13 protein-coding genes are annotated in these 17,930 nt (G+C 38.8%); 5 read left to right on the top strand and 8 right to left on the bottom strand.

Annotated features, from left to right (window positions below; translation table 11 throughout):
* Positions 1 to 14 precede the first annotated feature (14 nt).
* Positions 15 to 1,148 carry a patatin-like phospholipase family protein gene (locus NOX80_RS10540; protein WP_256549738.1) on the bottom strand — a complete coding sequence of 378 codons (1,134 nt, stop codon included), beginning with the start codon at positions 1,146 to 1,148 and terminating at the stop codon, positions 15 to 17.
* A 277-nt stretch (positions 1,149 to 1,425) separates the two neighbouring features.
* Between NOX80_RS10540 and NOX80_RS10535 the strand changes: the two genes are divergently transcribed.
* From NOX80_RS10535 to NOX80_RS10520, 4 genes are all read left to right on the top strand, one after another.
* Positions 1,426 to 2,457 carry a hypothetical protein gene (locus tag NOX80_RS10535; RefSeq protein WP_256549737.1) on the top strand — a complete coding sequence of 344 codons (1,032 nt, stop codon included), beginning with the start codon at positions 1,426 to 1,428 and terminating at the stop codon, positions 2,455 to 2,457.
* A 4-nt stretch (positions 2,458 to 2,461) separates the two neighbouring features.
* A complete protein-coding gene (locus NOX80_RS10530) occupies positions 2,462 to 3,382 on the top strand; it encodes a hypothetical protein (RefSeq protein WP_256549736.1) in 921 nt (306 codons plus the stop codon).
* Positions 3,379 to 4,602 (top strand): hypothetical protein, encoded by a 1,224-nt coding sequence (locus NOX80_RS10525; protein ID WP_256549735.1) that lies wholly within the window; start codon positions 3,379 to 3,381, stop codon positions 4,600 to 4,602. The genes NOX80_RS10530 and NOX80_RS10525 overlap by 4 nt, the downstream gene beginning before the upstream one ends.
* Before the next feature lie 138 nt (positions 4,603 to 4,740).
* On the top strand, positions 4,741 to 6,429 hold the full coding sequence (locus NOX80_RS10520) for an RluA family pseudouridine synthase (RefSeq protein ID WP_256549734.1): 1,689 nt from the start codon (positions 4,741 to 4,743) through the stop codon (positions 6,427 to 6,429).
* Positions 6,430 to 6,447: 18 nt separating this feature from the next.
* Here NOX80_RS10520 and NOX80_RS10515 read toward each other — a convergent pair whose 3' ends face one another.
* The 5 genes from NOX80_RS10515 to NOX80_RS10495 all read right to left on the bottom strand — a co-directional run bounded on the left by NOX80_RS10515 (position 6,448) and on the right by NOX80_RS10495 (position 11,329).
* The gene (locus NOX80_RS10515) at positions 6,448 to 7,350 is read right to left on the bottom strand and encodes an AraC family transcriptional regulator (RefSeq protein WP_256549733.1); all 903 of its coding nucleotides are present in this window, start codon (positions 7,348 to 7,350) and stop codon (positions 6,448 to 6,450) included.
* A 148-nt stretch (positions 7,351 to 7,498) separates the two neighbouring features.
* Positions 7,499 to 7,999, bottom strand: coding sequence for a hypothetical protein (locus NOX80_RS10510; protein WP_256549732.1), 501 nt, complete (start codon positions 7,997 to 7,999; stop codon positions 7,499 to 7,501).
* 130 nt (positions 8,000 to 8,129) lie between these two features.
* A complete protein-coding gene (locus tag NOX80_RS10505; RefSeq protein ID WP_256549731.1) occupies positions 8,130 to 9,152 on the bottom strand; it encodes a serine hydrolase domain-containing protein in 1,023 nt (340 codons plus the stop codon).
* A 192-nt stretch (positions 9,153 to 9,344) separates the two neighbouring features.
* Positions 9,345 to 10,079 carry an MBL fold metallo-hydrolase gene (locus NOX80_RS10500; RefSeq protein ID WP_256549730.1) on the bottom strand — a complete coding sequence of 245 codons (735 nt, stop codon included), beginning with the start codon at positions 10,077 to 10,079 and terminating at the stop codon, positions 9,345 to 9,347.
* Between the two features lie 11 nt (positions 10,080 to 10,090).
* Positions 10,091 to 11,329, bottom strand: coding sequence for an MFS transporter (locus NOX80_RS10495; RefSeq protein WP_256549729.1), 1,239 nt, complete (start codon positions 11,327 to 11,329; stop codon positions 10,091 to 10,093).
* 94 nt (positions 11,330 to 11,423) lie between these two features.
* Between NOX80_RS10495 and NOX80_RS10490 the strand changes: the two genes are divergently transcribed.
* Positions 11,424 to 12,311 carry a LysR substrate-binding domain-containing protein gene (locus NOX80_RS10490; RefSeq protein WP_256549728.1) on the top strand — a complete coding sequence of 296 codons (888 nt, stop codon included), beginning with the start codon at positions 11,424 to 11,426 and terminating at the stop codon, positions 12,309 to 12,311.
* Between the two features lie 90 nt (positions 12,312 to 12,401).
* Here NOX80_RS10490 and NOX80_RS10485 read toward each other — a convergent pair whose 3' ends face one another.
* Complete coding sequence (locus tag NOX80_RS10485; RefSeq protein WP_256549727.1) at positions 12,402 to 13,538, bottom strand: efflux RND transporter periplasmic adaptor subunit; 1,137 nt, start codon at positions 13,536 to 13,538, stop codon at positions 12,402 to 12,404.
* 4 nt (positions 13,539 to 13,542) lie between these two features.
* Positions 13,543 to 17,922: a CusA/CzcA family heavy metal efflux RND transporter gene (locus tag NOX80_RS10480; RefSeq protein WP_256549726.1), complete on the bottom strand. Its 4,380-nt coding sequence runs from the start codon at positions 17,920 to 17,922 to the stop codon at positions 13,543 to 13,545.
* Positions 17,923 to 17,930 lie beyond the last annotated feature (8 nt).

Raw genomic sequence — 17,930 nt, 5'->3', positions numbered from 1 at the left:
TGGATTGAAAATTATTATGCTGTTACAGAAACAGGCAACAATGTTTTTAATAAACTTACGATGTCATTAAATTTTTTCTGCCCGTCACCATTCAGATAATCGGTAGCGGTAACAATCAGGGAATCAATATTCGATTGATCGATATTATCCATTTTCGATTGATCCTGAAGAATAGTAGGTTCCAGTCGGTAATACGTCAGTCCGGATGCCGTCATCGATGTGATTTGCTGATCGGATACCATTTGTACGGATTCGGTAATGATATTGATAATTGCACCGCGACCGTTTTCATTTCCGGATAAATCGTCCAGATTACTAACCGCCCATGGTCCGACACCCCAATTTCCGTTATCCGGATCTAAACCGCCCTGATCAGCTGTCACCAAACCGGCTCCGCAAGGATAGGTTCCGGTTCCTAATGATATAATAACAATATCGCTTAACGTTTTTGCCATTCCGGTACGAAACGCTTCAGCAACAGCCCATACTGTCGGATTATTAGACATCACACCGCCATCCAATGCCCATCGTTCGCTTGCATTTGAATTCGCATTTTGTCCGCCACCAACATTCGCTACCGGGAAATACGTCGGCGCAGCACTGGTTGCCCGGGCTGCTTCCCATACTTTATAGTCATCGGCCGCATTAGCAGCGTCTTTCCAATTAAACAAATACGGTCCGTAATCTTTTCCCATAACCGGATTCGGTATTGCATTACCGCTACTGTTAATCGTATAACTGGTTGTAAAAACATGTTTGGTTCTTCCGCCCAGCTTTTGCATATTGGCCTGCGCCTCACTCAATGTGGATGTTCCGAATTGCTGCTGTAAAAAAGGTTCAATTCCGTTTCCGGTTCCGTCATCGCCGTAATATTCCGCATAATCGTCTGCTGAAAATTGCGATACAAAAATTTTACTACCGTCATTTTGATAAATGTTGAATACTTCACTGGCTGTAAAGGGTTGGCCGTTTTGTATCGGCGACGTTAATCCGGTTGCAATAATTCCGCCGGTAGAGGTTCCGCCGATCATATCAAAGATTTCATAACAGCTTTTATTTAACTGACTTTCCAGTTCCTGAAGAAAATAGGCCGGGATAATTCCTTTTATCCCTCCGCCGTCTATTGTTAAAATAATGACTTTGTTCATCGTTATAGCATTTAGTTGTTCGATTTGGTTAACTCCTGTTTACATAACAGGCTATCAAACTTACAGCATAACTTTTGGTACCGTGAACGTACAAATACCTGTTTTAGATTTGATCAAAACGGGAAGATTCTGATACTATTCTTTTTATTTCAACATAAAAAACACGGTTTTAAAGCGCTTCAAACACCGATTACGGAAATCCGTAAGGAATCCCATAAATACCATTCTAAGTTTACAACCGATAAAGCATATTCAATATTCATCAAAACAATAGCATATGAGCAAAAAATCCATTACAGTTACCGACTTATTTCTGGCGATACTTGCCGTTTTATTAATCAGTGTCAGTTTTTACCAAACCTGGCTTGGTTTACAACAAATTTTCGGTCCGGCATCCTTTGTGATCGCCTTAGTTCTTTCACTTTTATTACTCTTTTTATGTTGGATGTTACGATCGGCGAAATCCGAAGGCAAACCCACTTCCAATTTATTATGGATCTATATTTTTATTGCATCCTTTTGTTTTATTGCCAATTTTAACGCGCTCTACACCCGTTTTATGCGAACGGATATCTACACGACCGAATTGCGCGAAATCAATGAAAAGTTTAACAATCTGGAAACCGATGTTCAATCCAAGTTAGACTATGGCAATCTATCAAAAGAAACACTCCAAAAAATTGAGATTAAAAAGAAACAATTGATGGAACAAATAAAAGATACCAAGAAAGGAATTGGTCCACGGGCACAAGTATTGATTAAAGATCTCGAAAAACTAACAGGGCAAAAAATCGACTATCTTACTCCTGTTGGTAACGATTATGACGACTTAGCCGAACGAATGGGGAAACAAATTGACAATATGTTACTTACTCTTTCCCCAGACGAAAGAGAATTAAAAGCCGATATCAATAACGCCGTATTAAAGTGGAACAAACGAATCCAGGACCTGCTTTTATTATCCAAAAAAGAAAAAGACGATCTCTCACAGGGTTTAATTGACGAATCGCTATCCGAATACAATAAACTGGGAAGCCGGGCGCATACCGTATTGGGTGAAAATAAATTTAAGTTCGAACCCGTATTTTCCAAAACACAGGATGTCGGAAAAATCGGTTATGCATTTGAACACGCGATTACCAATTTCGGCATGTATCAGTTTGTTGTACTGGCCGGATGTATTCTGCTCGACTTTGTAATCGTGATTATTATTTTACTGGTAACCAGCACCGGAAGCAAAGGAAATAATGGCGGTAACAGTGTATTTACTTCCAGACGTAGCGGAAGAACTTTAATCCCAAATAATTAATCCCATGAATAACGAAAACGAATCTTTAAAACCTTTGTCCTTTGGTGATGATACTTCACTGAAACCCATTTATAAGACCGCAAACGACACTTTTGTTCCGATAGCCAAACCTACCGGACATGAGATCAAAAATAAGGACAGTAATTTTGTTTTTTTCTTCGGAACAGCCGAATCGGGAAAATCAGTGATATTATCTTCCATGTTGTATTATCTGAGTTCACAGGCCGGTGTTTTACGTCCCAAATTAGGCACACCGAATACCCGAGAAGCACAGGTTTTATTAGCCGACTTTTTTGAAGATCTTAGACGCGGCAACCTACCGAACCGAACAACCCGTGATCAGGTTACCCGAATTGATCTGGTATTTGAACCGAATAATAAGTCTAAAAAAGTACCGCCTATTAACCTGACATTTTTAGAAACTTCCGGTGAAAATCATAATGAAATCCGTCGTGGCGGAAATTATCACAGTAGTATCGAAGCGTATTTGAATGCTAATATTCCGCTGTCTTTTATTATTGTGACCAGTTATGATACGGCGCATAAAGATGATAGATTGATCAATGAATTTTTAGATGAACTGGAACGAAAAGGTAAAAATTTAAAATCCGTCAATGTAATTCTGGTTGTTTCCAAATGGGATAAATCCGGGCGAATCGATGTCGACAATTCCGATGAACTGGATACTTTTATCAATGAACGATTAAGTATGACGAGTCAACGTATTGATACTTATGGTTTAAGTAAAACCTATTACACCATTGGGAATCTTAACAATAATAACGGAACAGAAACTATCGAATTATTAAGTCTGACCACAGCCGAAATTGTATCGAAATGGCTTTACAGCAGTATCGTAGGATACGATCTGGACTATGAAGGAACTTTTTGGGAACGTATAAAATTCAGTTTGAACAATCAATGAGCAACACTATCAACCTTATAGCCTTTGGCACTTTTGGCAATCCGAACGGTTTTAAACAAAGCTTTTTTTCCGGAAATACGGATGGAGCTCCAAACGTAAAAACATTTGATCTGAAAACGGATGCCATACAACTTTTTCCCGATAGTACGGTTTATAGCATCCGAAAGGAAAACAGAGGCGGACATACGGCCATTGCCTATACCATTTATACATATGCTAAAGAACAACATTCCGACAGAGGCGGTACTTTTATCGGATCGAGTCTTCTTTTTACGGGTAAAATTGCCGATGAAAATCTGACATTACGACTGCTAAACGAGTTCCATAAAGATCTGGCACGCAAAAATGTACAGAACAACATCATTATGGTAAATCACTCTGATAATTTTAGTGTTAGTAAACCAAAGGATTTTGACAAAATCGGTTTTCAGTTAAAAGACATCGAACCTTTAAATTTTATCGGAACTGCCGACAAAAATCTGGTTGTTTATACAGAAACCAATACACACCGATTACAGCAATTGTTTCGACAATCTATCGATTTGTTACAGGTGTACGATGCCATTTATTTTACTTCCGATGAAAAAATTGCGGAATTCGTAAACCGGAAAGCGATATTTAAGTTTATCCAAAACGTAGGTGATGTCAAACAATTTGAAGAAGAGCTTGCGCATCTCGAGGAAGAACGAAAACAGAAAATAGAAACCTATATCCGCGATCTTGAAACCGAAAAGCAAAAGCTGGAAAAGAACCGAAAAAATGTAATTGAAAACTATAAAGCTCAAATCGAGCAAAATGAAAAATTACATCAGGAAAACGGATTACGGATTAAAAATTCTAAAACCGATTTAGAGAAATTAAATCAGACCTATGCTGCATTTTTAAAAAAGACAGACGAGTTTATTCAACAGTTAAAATCCGGAAAAAAACCGGAACAAGTCAAGCAGACTTATCATGAAAATCAACGGGAATTTATAACTACTGCCGGTCAATACAGTACGAATAGTACCATTCCAACTTTATCCAGGCCAGTAACTACAGATAAAAGAACGGAACAAAGGCTGTTTGGTTATGATGATTCGTATCCACAGGAAGAAAAACCAGGTCGAAGTCATAGAAAAAAGGCTGATCCTACTTTTAAATTCCTCTTTCTGCTTACTTTACTTTTGTGGATCGGAACGCTAACGTATTTTCTTTATTTTAATAAAACCATCTTCTAAGGGAGATGGTTTTTGGTTGAATCGGTTCGGTATTCTGTAAAACGTCTTACTCTATATACGTCAATTAGAATAAAAGTGTACCGTTATGCCTTTCATTAGCCTGAAAAGCTCTAATTTCGCATTATCAAAACACAAAATGTGGGCAACGACACCCAAAATAGAATTACGTATTTTACCGATAGTACACTAAACGGCATAGCATTACCGGAACGATTTACCTTTCCGTTTTACTATGAACCGCATCCCCTGACTCAAATTGCCGCTTCCGAATTACAGGATTATCTGGAAACCCAAACGGATCTGGATCATAATTTCGGACTTATTGAAAATCAGCAGGGTTTAGTGATCGGTAAAATGTTTGGTGTTCTTATTGTTCGCGATACCAACGGAAAAATCGGTTATTTATCTGCCTTTTCCGGTAAACTGGCCGGTACAAATCAACATCCGAAATTTGTTCCGCCCGTTTTTGATATGTTACTTGAAAACAGTTTTTTCTTAAAAGAAGAAACGATCTTAAATCAGATCAATAAACAAATTGATATCCTATTATCCCGTCCTGATTATCACAAACTGAAATCGGATCTGGAACAATTTACCGTTCAATCGGAAACTGAAATATCCGCTTTTAAAAAACAGGTAAAAACCAATAAAGACAATCGGAAAAAAGACCGTGAAGTACAAAAAACGCTTTTAACCGAAGCGGAATATATACTTTTCGAATCTGACTTAATCAAACAAAGTCTACGGGATAAAAGGGAATTACAGGTTGTACTTACCCGATGGAAACAACTTTTAGCGGAAACCCGATCCGGAATTGCTCATGTTGAAGATCATGTTGAAGCGTTAAAAAAAGAACGCAAAGAAAAATCGGCTGCCTTACAACAACAACTTTTCGAACAGTATTCCTTTCTGAATAAAGGCGGTAAAACGAAAAGTCTGCAAGCGATTTTCAGCGAAACCGCATTTGGAAAACCACCTGCCGCTGCCGGAGAATGTGCAACGCCGAAATTATTGCAATATGCTTTTCTTCAAGGTTATGAACCTTTGGCTATGGCTGAATTCTGGTGGGGAACTTCTCCGAAATCGGATATCCGGAAACACAAGCAATTTTATCCGGCCTGTACGGGAAAATGCCAGCCTATTTTAAAGCATATGTTAGACGGCATTCCGATGGATGAAAATCCGCTTTTAATCAACTTAGGTGAAAATACAACACTGAAAATCGTTTATGAAGATGATAGCTTAATTGTGGTCGACAAACCGGCCGAGTTATTATCGGTACCGGGAATTCAAATACAGGATTCGGTTTATACCCGACTAAAATCGCTGTTGCTTCCTGTTGAACCGCTGATTATTCATCGTTTGGATATGGCAACATCCGGACTTTTAGTCGTCGCCAAGACTAAAGAAGCGCATAAACATATTCAACGACAATTTTTAAAACGTACGGTGATCAAACGATATACAGCTTTATTATCGAATAGTGTTGAACAGGAAGAAGGGGAAATCCGACTTCCGTTACGTGTTGATTTAGAAAACAGACCCAGACAATTGGTTTGCTATGAATTCGGTAAAAAAGCGGTGACGCGATGGAAAGTTGTACAACGTAATTCCGATACAACCCGTGTACATTTTTGGCCGCTCACCGGAAGAACACACCAACTACGGATGCATGCCGCTCATGAAGCAGGTTTAAATGCACCTATTGTGGGCGATGATTTGTATGGTACGGCCGCCAATCGATTGCATCTTCATGCTGCTTATCTTGAATTTATACATCCCAATACAAAAGAAACCTTACGTTTTGAAGTAACGGAAACCTTTTAAAATCCGCTTTTCCGCTATTTATTGTTTTCGTTTCACCGGGATATAGAGCGTTACAATAATTTTCTTTTCAGGATGCTCCTTATAATTATTTCGAATGATTTCAAACGGTAAAGCTTCCGTTGGTGTATATCCGTTTTCATTCATCATTATATATAAATACGACCAGGCTTTTTCAAAATCCTGCGGATCCATTTCAAAATCTCCGGTGATGCATTCGCCCGGTTCCAATAGCCTATAAAAAATCCCGGCTTCGGGTTTAACTTCCCGGTTTATCCGTACGCCTATTTCCATTCTGACTTTTTCCGGTGCAGTAATCTTAAAACTGTCATGATAAATACGAATGACCTCCATTTTTTGCGGATCGATCCCTTCATTTTCCACCGACCAATTGATAATGGTAGTAAAAGCAGCATCCAGATTATCCACTCCGATATGATTTACTGCCACTATATGCAACGGCTCGATCGGTTGAATTGTGATCTTAGTATTCATCATTTTGTTTTTTAAAGTTTCGATACGACAAATGTAGGATTCAAGCCCTTCAAAAGTTTGTCCATTCTTGCTTTGTTTTACTTTATCATACTGACTGGAACTTAACTTACGAAATGCAGACGGACTTATTCCATACCGCTTTTTAAACGCTTTCGTCAGTGCTGCATTATCAGAAAATCCATACCGGAAAACAAGCTCGGAAATTGTAAGCTTTTTATCCCGAATCAATAAGGCTGCGATTTTTTCCAGGCGTTTCCTGTTACTAAATTCTAATATTGTTTCGCCGGTATAGGCTTTAAACAATCTATGGAAATGATACGGCGAATAATTTCCAATGGCAGCCACTTTTTCTATTGTTATATTTTCATCCGGATTTTGCTCGATAAAATCCAGTACTTTACCCAATTGTTTTACAGTGCTACTATTCATCAAAATTAGTCAATTGTATTTTCCTTTTAAGGTATTTTTCTTGTCCGAAAATAGTCAATTTCTGTCGTAACCCGGAATGTTTACAACAATAATAAAAAAACGCCGCCGTTTTTCCCGGCAGCGTTTAAAAGATACAATTTTAGTGGCATTAGTGTAACTTATAAGCGACACCTACACCGATAGAGGCCACACTGATATTATCGGATATTCCGCGATAAAAGCCGAAAAGATCAAAATTATCTTTCGTCCAACCGATTTTACCCTGATAATACAGTCCGCCATCAGCGTTATTTAAACCAATTCCATATCCGATATCAGCCGTGTAGAAAATACTGTGGTCGAAATTTCCTCTACCGGAAGCTGCGATCGGAATGTAGCCAAAATCATCATAGGTAAAATCCACACCGTACACCGTTTCCGTTTTACCGAAGAAACGGGAATAACCGGTAGCAATACCCAGATCCAGGAAGTTTTTTACTTTATAAAAGTAAACAGCCCCGTCTATTCCTAAATTAAACGAGGAAACATCGGAAGCATCCCCTACCGGAAATCCGGCATGTACACCAACTCTGATATCCTGTGCGCTCAAACTTTGAGTGAACCCGGCTACTATAGCAACCAGGAACAAGCTTTTTAATTTTGAAATCATATTTAATGCTTTTAGGTTTATCTATTAAAAATAGCCATTAAAGCACTCTATATCAATGGTTCTATCATTATTTTATTGACAAAATAAACCATTTGTTTTTTTAATTCCAAAATCAAAAAAAGTCCGGTTTTTAAAGGCTTTTCGTTATTTTATCCAAAAAGTTATAAACCGGAAAAGCATCGCCCTGATTGGTTAAAACTATGATTGTGCTATTATTTTGTAAATCCCGCCAGAACAAACTTCTAAAACCCGCCAGTCCGCCGGTATGCATTGCAATTTTGCTGTTTTTATCCGTTTCTACAAACCAGCCGTAACCATACGGTCCTTTTTTACCATCGGATAATTCCGGAAGATGATATAGTAATTCCGCATTTTCTTTGTTGAGTAATGAACCGTTTCGCAAGGCTTTATCCAATTTATACAAATCACCTGTTGTGGCATAAATTCCTCCGTCACCTACAGTTAACCAATTGTAATCGTCATATTCTTTTTCTTCATTAAAACCAATTGCCCTATCCGGAATATTGTTTGTTGTTTTATCATATACAAATGAATGTTCTATTTTTAAAGGCTCCCATATCTTTTCAGCAACAAATGCTTTCATTGATTTTCCGGTTATCTGTTCAATGATCAAAGCCAGCATAATATATCCCGAATTACTATATTGATACTTACTACCCGGTGTAAATTGTAATTTCTGACTTTTTAACCATTGCATGACTTCCTGATTGGTAAGTCCTTTTTTCCCGGAAAAACCGTTTTCATAATCGCAAACTCCCGATGTATGCGTGAGTAACTGGTGAATTGTGACTTCCTTTAAATAAGCCGGCAAATCCTTAATATACTGACTCGCTTTATCGTTAAATGCCAATCGGTTTTCCTGTTGGAGTAATACGATTCCGAGAGCTGTAATCGGTTTTGCCAGCGAAGCAATATAAAACGGGGTTTCTTTTTGTAACGGCGTTTTTGTTTTAAAGTCCAAATAACCCAACACAGTATCACAAATAACCTGATTATTTTTCACTATCAGTACTGCGCCATTTAATTTTCCTTTGTGATAATAATCCATCACAATATCTTTTGTTGTTTTCGAACCAAAACCACCACAACCTAACAGTAAAAAGCAACTAAATCCGCAAATAATTTTTCTCATCTTATCTATACTAAACGTTAAGGTTCTTATTTATAGCCGACCTAAAATACAAAAAGGAGCCTTACGTTTTATAAAGCTCCTTTTAAATAATTTGTAACTATTGATTCTTATCGGACTATTGATTCAATGCATAAATATACTTCGCTATCCAATTCATACATTGCTAAATAATACGCTCAGTTACCATATATATCATAATTCTACTATCGGTTTTTCCAGATCGTGGTACAACAATAGCTTCCATCCTTCCGCTCTGGCTTCCTGTTCCCATATCTGACGTAATTCCATCGCTTTTTTTCCTTCAAAATCCGTTTTATATGCAATATGGTATTTCAAGTAGCTTTCCTGTGGCAGGTTATCACCCCCGAAAAAAGCAATATTTTCATCTTCCCTTATCCAAAACACCTGATGATACGGAGAATGTCCTCCTGTAACTTCGTAAGTGATATATGAGCCGATTGTTCCTTTATCTGCATTCATATATTCTAAATTCGGCAAATCTTTAATCGCGTTTAATGTTTGCTGATCAAATGAATAGCTATTTTCCTGTGACAAAGCGTATGTCATTTCACGTTGTTGTAAAAAAACAGTTGCTTTAGGAAAATAGGTTTTGTAGCCTTCTTCAGTAAAGAAACCCAATCCGTCCGTATGGTCTTTATGCAGATGACTTAGCAATACTTTTGTGATTTGTTCCGGTTGATATCCGGCGGCTTCTATTAATGAAATCAGAACCGATTTACCGTTTTCTTTCCAACCTAATCCCGTATCGATTAGTACCAGATCATCCGGAAGTTCAATCAGAAACGGGCAAACAGCCATCTTTAACGATCCGGGCTCAACCGGTTGATCAAAATTAGTGTCGATTAACGTAAATTCTTTCTTTTTACTAGCCCAAAAAGTACCTTCCTTAAGTGGTATAATCTTCATTTCTTATTTAATTAATGCTTTATAAAAACGTTTTCTTTAATCATACTATTGGTTTTCATACGCTTCCAGTATAAGTAGAATGCCAGAACCGCTATAAGTCCGATCAATCCTTGTAAAACAACTGTCAGCCGTACACCGATCGTTTCTGCTACAACACCGGCGAGTAAACTACCAACCGGGATCAATCCCTGATAGGCCATAATATAATAACTGATCGAACGGGATCGCATGCTGGGATGCGCATGGGTTTGAATATAGGTATTAATAGCCGATGTTTGTGCCATCATCCCGATTCCGCTTACGATCAATAAAACGACAGTCACCGGAATTAATTCAGAACCCGCCAGAAGCATAACACTACTACCTAACATAAAGCCCGAAACGATGATAATCTTAATAATATGGTCGTATTTTTGAAGGTTGGCCATATAAACCGCACTCATTACAGCTCCTAATCCGATGGCACTTTCAAACAGGCTAAAGGTTCCTGCCGTTCCGTGAAATATATCTTTTGCGAATATCGGCATCAGCGTATTAAACGGGATTACAATCAGACTACTTACCGCAAGTAATACTATTAAACTGATCAAATCTTTTTCATGAACCAGATAATCAAAACCTTCTTTTAATTCGGTCCAAACATAATTCTCCTGTTCTGTATTTTCGGTTATTTTTATGTCCATACGGTACAAACAGAACAGTACCGGTATGTAACTTACAAAGTTACCGATAAAACAAAAATCTTCGCCTAAAGAGCCGAGCACCAGTCCTGCTAATGCCGGACCTATAATACGGGCCAGATTTGTCATGGTCGAATTCAACGCTATGGCATTGGGTAAATCTTCTTTTTTACCGACCATATCCATCATCAGCGTTTGTCGGCAAATTACATCAAACGAATTGATAATTCCCTGTAACAGACTTAAAAACACTAATGCCGATATACTGTATATTTTGAAATAAATCAGTACTGCCAGTGTTCCGGCTTGCATCATCGAAATGATCTGACTTTTTACCAATATCTTAAAACGATCGTGTTTTTCGATATAACTTCCTGCAAATGGAGATAACACCAATGAAGGAATCAAACTCGCAAACGTAACCAGTCCTAATAAAAGAGCCGATCCGGTAAGCTTATAAACCAGCCAGCTTACCGCTGTTTTTTGCATCCAGGTTCCCAATAAAGAAATTGATTGTCCATAAAAGAAAAGCTGGAAATTTCTATACTTAAGTGACCGGAACATATTCATCTTTACAACATTTAACACTACAAAGTTCCGGATAAATTATAAATTTGTAAAACGCTATTTTTCTATAATATCAATCGATAAAACCGATTTAAGAATGGAACTTCGTCAACTTCGTTATTTTATAAAGGCCAAAGAGCTGCTTAATTTTACCGCGGCCGCCGAAGCACTCAACATTAGTCAGAGTACGCTATCCCAACAAATCAAACAATTGGAAATAGAGCTTGATACCCCTTTGTTTAACCGAATCGGGAAACGGATCACTCTTACCGAAGCCGGTGCTCTTTTTTACAGTTATGCCTTGCAAACCGTTAATAAAGCCAATAGCGGTCTTACTTTATTAAAAGATCTCGGTGATCTTAAAACCGGCGATTTGTCCATTGGGGTGACCTATGGCTTACGTCATCTGCTTACACCGGCTCTAATTGCTTTTCTTGCCGATTACCCCAATATTTCAGTTAAAGTTGTTTTCGGGACATCGGAAGAATTACACGACAAGTTGATTGGTTTACAATTGGATTTGGTATTGGCATTTGAGGAAATTGTAGCCGATGAAAACCTTACCTATAGCTTACTTTTCGAATCTCCGTTATGTTTGGTAGCCGCCAAAAACAGTCCGTTATCGACCCGAAAATCAATCGATTTAAAGGAAATCAGTGATTTACCGATTGTATTACCCGCAGCCGGATACAGTACCCGAAAATTTGTAAGCGATATTTTTGCCAAGAATAATATTCATCCTCAAATTTCGGTAGAAATCAATGACATTCCTACGCTTTTGGATTTGGTCAAATCGGGAAAGTGGTATACTATTCTGGCCAAAACAACTGTCGCATTTGATAAGGAACTGGCCATCTTATCCATTAATACTATTAAAATGACACGCCGTGCAATGATCATTACTCATCAGGATGCTTATCAGAAAAAGGCTGCCCGTTATTTTTTAGAAAAACTGACGGCACTTGTTTTTCATCCGACTACTTAAAATAAAAACCCGTCAGGCATTCATCCCGACGGGTTTTCACAATCCTTGTCCTCTTTCCTCTTTCTTCTTTCCTCTTTCTTCTCTTATTCCCTATTCATCTCCGCCGTTCATAGCTTTCATCAATAAGGTATAGGCATTTTGTGTAACTACTCTGGTCGTTGAACCAATCTTATCTGAGACAATCTGTTGTAGTCCATCCTGAACAATTCCTGCTGTAACCGGAATCATAACAAACTGACTGTCAGCCTGCGCTTTAAATACATATTTTTTACCTTTCCAGTCAACAACACCGCTCTCCGGAACGGCCAATGCTTTTTTATTACGTATTTGAACAGTACCGTTTATAAATAGTCCCGGCAATAGTTCCGACTGATACGCATCCGGTTTACAGATTACCTCAGCCGCCCGATCCTGATTAAGAGATTGATTGATATAAGCAATAGTTGCCTTGTACTTCTGATCCGGTTTATCATTTGTAAATACTTCCAGTTTTTGACCGATTTTTAAATCATGAACATCTTTTTCAAAAGCAGTAAAAGACAATACGACATCCTGCATTCCAACCAGTTCAAAAAGCATTTCCGTTGGTGCAATGTATTTTCCGATATTGATATTCACTTTCGAAACCAATCCGTTAACCGGAGAAACAATTGTTATCGCTTTACTCAATGTAGCGGTGGTAAGACGTGACGTATTGATTCCTAATAAGGCTAATTTCTGCCCTAAAGATGTCATTGCAATCCGCTGTGTTTCGCGTTCGGAACTGATTTGCTCGAATACTTTATCGCTACTCGCCTTTTTAGCGTTTAATTCCTTTTGCCGATTGAATTCCATTTCCGCCAGATTAAATTTCTCCTTTGCAGTAAGGTAATCCTGTTGTAATTGAATGTATTGCATGTCTTCGATTACAGCTAATACCTGACCTTTTTTTACATGCATACCCGGCATCACATTTGTCTTCCGGATATAACCGCCAAGCGGGAATGTTACATCTACCCGACTTTGCGGCGGTACAACTACAGAACCTTGTAACGTCAGTACTCCGCTCAATTCTTTTTCTGTTGGCTGACCAATTGCTATTCCTGCATTTTGTTGTTGTTCCGCAGTTAACTTTATACTATTCGGAATAGTTGTTAAGGTTGCTTTTTCCGTTTCCTTTTCTTTTTTACCACAAGAGATCAGTAATAAAAGTGTCAATATTACTGAGGAAATTATATTCTTTTTCATTGCTTTACAGATTGTTTAAAGATTGTACCGTTATCACAGCTTTGTTGTAATTATTGACCGTGTCCAGGTATTCATTTTTAATGGTAATGGCCTGATTAACGACCAACACCCATTGCAGATAATCGATATCTCCGTTATTTAACTGACTATTAGCAGCATCGATAATTGTTTTTGCGTTAGCCAATCCCTGCGATTCATAATATTTCAGGCTTTCTCTAAATTTTTCCAGTTCCTTAACCGCATTGTCCAATCGTGCGCTCAATTCTACTTTTACAGCAGCAGCCTGAGCAGTGTAGTGTTGCCACTCTGCTTTTGCTGCTTTACTGCGAGCTGATTGGCTCCCGAAAAAAAGCGGTACACTGATACCGGCGTTAACATAATTAAAACGGGATCCGGTATCATAATACGTTTCCTGACCGGAAGCATTCGTTTGAAAACCCGTAATACTGAGATTATTATATCCTAAAGTGATATCCGGTAACATTCGGGCCCGTTCCGTCTTCCAGCGCCAACGAGCTCCTTCCGCTTCATGTTGCCATAATTGTACTGCCGGAAGATGCTCTACAGTTTGCTTTTCGACTACTCCTTTTTCTTCCATTTTGATGTTGGTCATTTTAGGAGTATAAGCGATACTATCCTGTAAGACAGCATTAAAGGATTTCAGAGCGATTGTAATATCCTGATTAATCATATTCAATTGGTTGGTATAAAACTGGCGTGCCGACTGTGAAGCGCTTCTTTCTAGGATATTTGTTTCTCCGGTTTTAAAACGAAGCTCCGATTTCTCTTCCATCAAACGATAAATACTATCAGCATAATGCAGCAGTTCTTTTTTCTGTTGCAACCATATCCATTCGTAATACCAGTGGCGTACCTGAGCTTTCAACTCCTGCTCCGTTAATTGCGTTTGAACCTGAGCAACCCGGTATCCTTCCGTTAAGGCCTTCTTTTGTCTGATATAAACCGTTGGAAAATTAAAGGTCTGACTTACTCCAAACCGGGTATCATTAAACTTGCTGTTAAACTGTCCGTAATCCATATCAACAGCTGTTTTCGGGATATCATAAGCCGATTGACGCAACCAGTTTTTCGATTGTTCATTATATCGCGCTGATTGGATTCGTTTATTATTTTTTATCGCAACTGCTACAGATCCGTCTAACGTAACCGGAACTATTTCCTGAGCTCGTAATTCATCCGCAAACAAAAATGTCAGTAGCAAAACTGTTATTGTAGCTATATTCTTTTTTTTCATCTTTTTTCGAAATATTTTAGTGTGATAGGTCATCAAATAAATAGCCGGAAGTACAAATAAGGTCAATAATGTAGCGGTTAACAAACCACCTATCACGACTGTAGCCAACGGTCGTTGTACTTCAGCACCGGCACCGTTACTGAGCGCCATCGGCAGGAATCCCAAAGAAGCCACAGCAGCTGTCATCAATACCGGACGTAATCTGTTTTTCGTTCCGGAAATAATCAGTTCAAAAGGATCGGTAATTTCACCTGACTTCTGAATACGGTTAAACTCCGATATCAGTACGATACCATTCAGAACTGCAACACCGAACAGTGCAATAAACCCGACACCGGCCGAAATACTAAACGGCATATCCCTTAGTGTCAGCGCTAATATTCCGCCAATTGCCGAAAGCGGTATTGCAGTAAAAATGATAATTCCTTCCTTAAACGATTTAAACGCGAAATACAAGAGTCCGAAAATTAAAATCAAAGCCACCGGTACTGCTATTCCCAATCGGCTTTTAGCCTGTTGCAAGTTTTCAAAAGCGCCACCATAGGTTACATAATAGCCCGGATCGAATTTGATTTTTTCACTTACTTTTTGTTGTAGTTCGTTTACAATACTCTGTACATCGCGGCCTCTGACATTAAAGCCAACTATAATACGTCGTTTGGCATCCTCCCGTTGAATCTGATTAGGTCCTTCAATTTCCTGAACCGAAGCAACCTGATATAACGGTATCTGTGTTCCCGTTGGCGTTGCCACTAATAGATTCTTTACATCATTAATATCTTTACGGCCGGCATCATTAACCCGAACGACCAAATCAAAACGTTTTTCTCCTTCGTAAATATTACCAGCTACCGCACCTGCAAAAGCAGCATTTACCGTTCGATTGATATCTTGTACATAAAGGCCGTATTTCGCCATTTCCGCCCAGTTATAATCAATTACGATTTGCGGCATTCCGGTTACTTTTTCCACATATAAATCGGCAGTTCCGTTTACACTACGGCTTATCGTTCCCAGTTGTTCAGCATAACGTGCCAATTTATCCAGATCTTCACCGTAAATTTTACAAACCACATCCTGTTTTGCACCGGTCATCAATTCGTTAAACCGCATTTGAACCGGAAACTGAAATCCGGTGGTTACGCCCGGTGCTACATCCTGAACGGTTTCCGTCATTTTTTCGGCCAGTTCAGAAAAAGACGAAGCACTTGTCCACTCCGATTTATCTTTTAAAACGATAATCATATCTCCTCCTTCAATAGGCATAGGATCCGTTGGAATTTCAGCACTACCGATTCGGGATACAACACGGTTTACTTCAGGATACTGTTCTTTTAATGCTACAGCAATTCTCTGAATAGTCTCCGTTGTTGTTGTCAGATTTGTTCCTAAGAGTAATCGGGTTTCTACGGCAAAATCACCTTCTTCCAGTTGCGGAATAAACTCACCTCCCATTCGGGTAAACATTAGGACCGCAATAGCAAATAATCCCAATGCAACAGCTACAACACTCTTACGAAAATGTAACGCCCGGGAAAGTATTTTTTCATATCCGCTTTCCAGGCGCATCATAATTCTATCCGAAATATTCGGTTGGTGATTCACTTTTTTACTGATAAAAAGTGCGCTTATCATCGGCACATAAGTCAATGATAAAATAAAAGCGCCCAGAATAGCGAAGGCCACAGTTTGCGCCATCGGTTTAAACATTTTGCCTTCAATTCCCTGTAAAGAAAGAATCGGCAGGTATACGATCAGGATAATAATTTGTCCGAAAACAGCAGCATTCATCATACGGGAAGCCGATCCGGTCACTTCATTATCCATTTCACTCTGAACGATTTGGTCACGTCCTTTGTATTTTTTTGAGGTATGCAGATGATGTAAAATAGCTTCAACAATAATAACGGCTCCATCCACAATAAGTCCGAAATCCAAAGCCCCTAAACTCATCAGATTTCCGCTAACGCCAAAAGCATTCATCATACTGATTGCAAACAGCATTGCTAACGGAATAACAGAAGCTACAATAAGTCCCGCTCTTAAGTTCCCTAAAAAAAGAACCAATACCAATACTACGATCAAAGCCCCTTCAATTAGATTTTTTTCCACCGTACCAATAGCATTATCCACCATTTTAGTCCGATCGAGAAACGGTTCTATTTTTAAACCTTCGGGCAGTATCTTTTCAATTTCAGCGACTTTTGCTTTTACATTTTCGATAACATTATTCGCATTTTCTCCTTTTAACATCATTACGATTCCGCCTACAGCTTCCCCTCGATCATCGGTAGTCAAAGCGCCGTAACGAATGGCTGACGAAAGTTTTACTTCCGCTATATTTTTAACCAAAACCGGTGTTCCCGATTGTGTTGTTTTTATTACAATATTTTCGATATCCGTTATATTTCGGGCCAATCCTACGCTACGGATATACGAAACCGTAGGTCCTTTTTCGATATAAGCCCCACCGGTATTCTGATTACTCCGGTTAAGCGCGGTAAAAACATCACTGATTGTCAGATTATTAGCTTTAAGCTGCGACGGATTAACTGCAACTTCATACTGTTTTAATTTCCCTCCAAAAGTTGATACGTCAGCAATTCCAGGCGTACCTAGCAATTGTCTTCTAACCGTCCAATCTTGTATTGTACGTAAATCCGCCAGGGAATATTTATTTTCGTATCCTTGCTGTGGTTTAAGTACATACTGATAAATTTCACCTAATCCGGTTGTTACCGGTGCCATTTCCGGTTGGTTGGCATTCTCATCAATGCTAACCTGTTGCAAGCGTTCGGTTACTTGTTGGCGAGCCCAGTAAACATCGGCTTTTTCATCGAAAACAACCGTTACAACCGACAACCCGAAACGGGACATGCTTCGGCTTTCTTTTAATTTCGGAATATTACTGATCGCCTGTTCAATCGGAAAGGTAATCAAGCGTTCTACATCTTCGGCACCTAAGGACGGCGCTGTTGTAATAATTTGTACCTGATTATTGGTAATATCCGGTACAGCATCAATTGGCAATCGGGTAACTTCGTAGGTACCGTAGATGACCCACAGTAGCATAAAGATTCCAATTGCCAGTTTATTTTTAACTGAAAATTGAATTATTTTATTAAGCATGACTTCTT

The sequence above is a fragment of the Flavobacterium cerinum genome (genome assembly GCF_024496085.1).
Lineage (GTDB): Bacteria > Bacteroidota > Bacteroidia > Flavobacteriales > Flavobacteriaceae > Flavobacterium > Flavobacterium cerinum_A.
The sequence above is the reverse complement of the archived record's forward strand: the minus strand, read 5'-3'. Positions and strand labels throughout refer to the sequence as shown.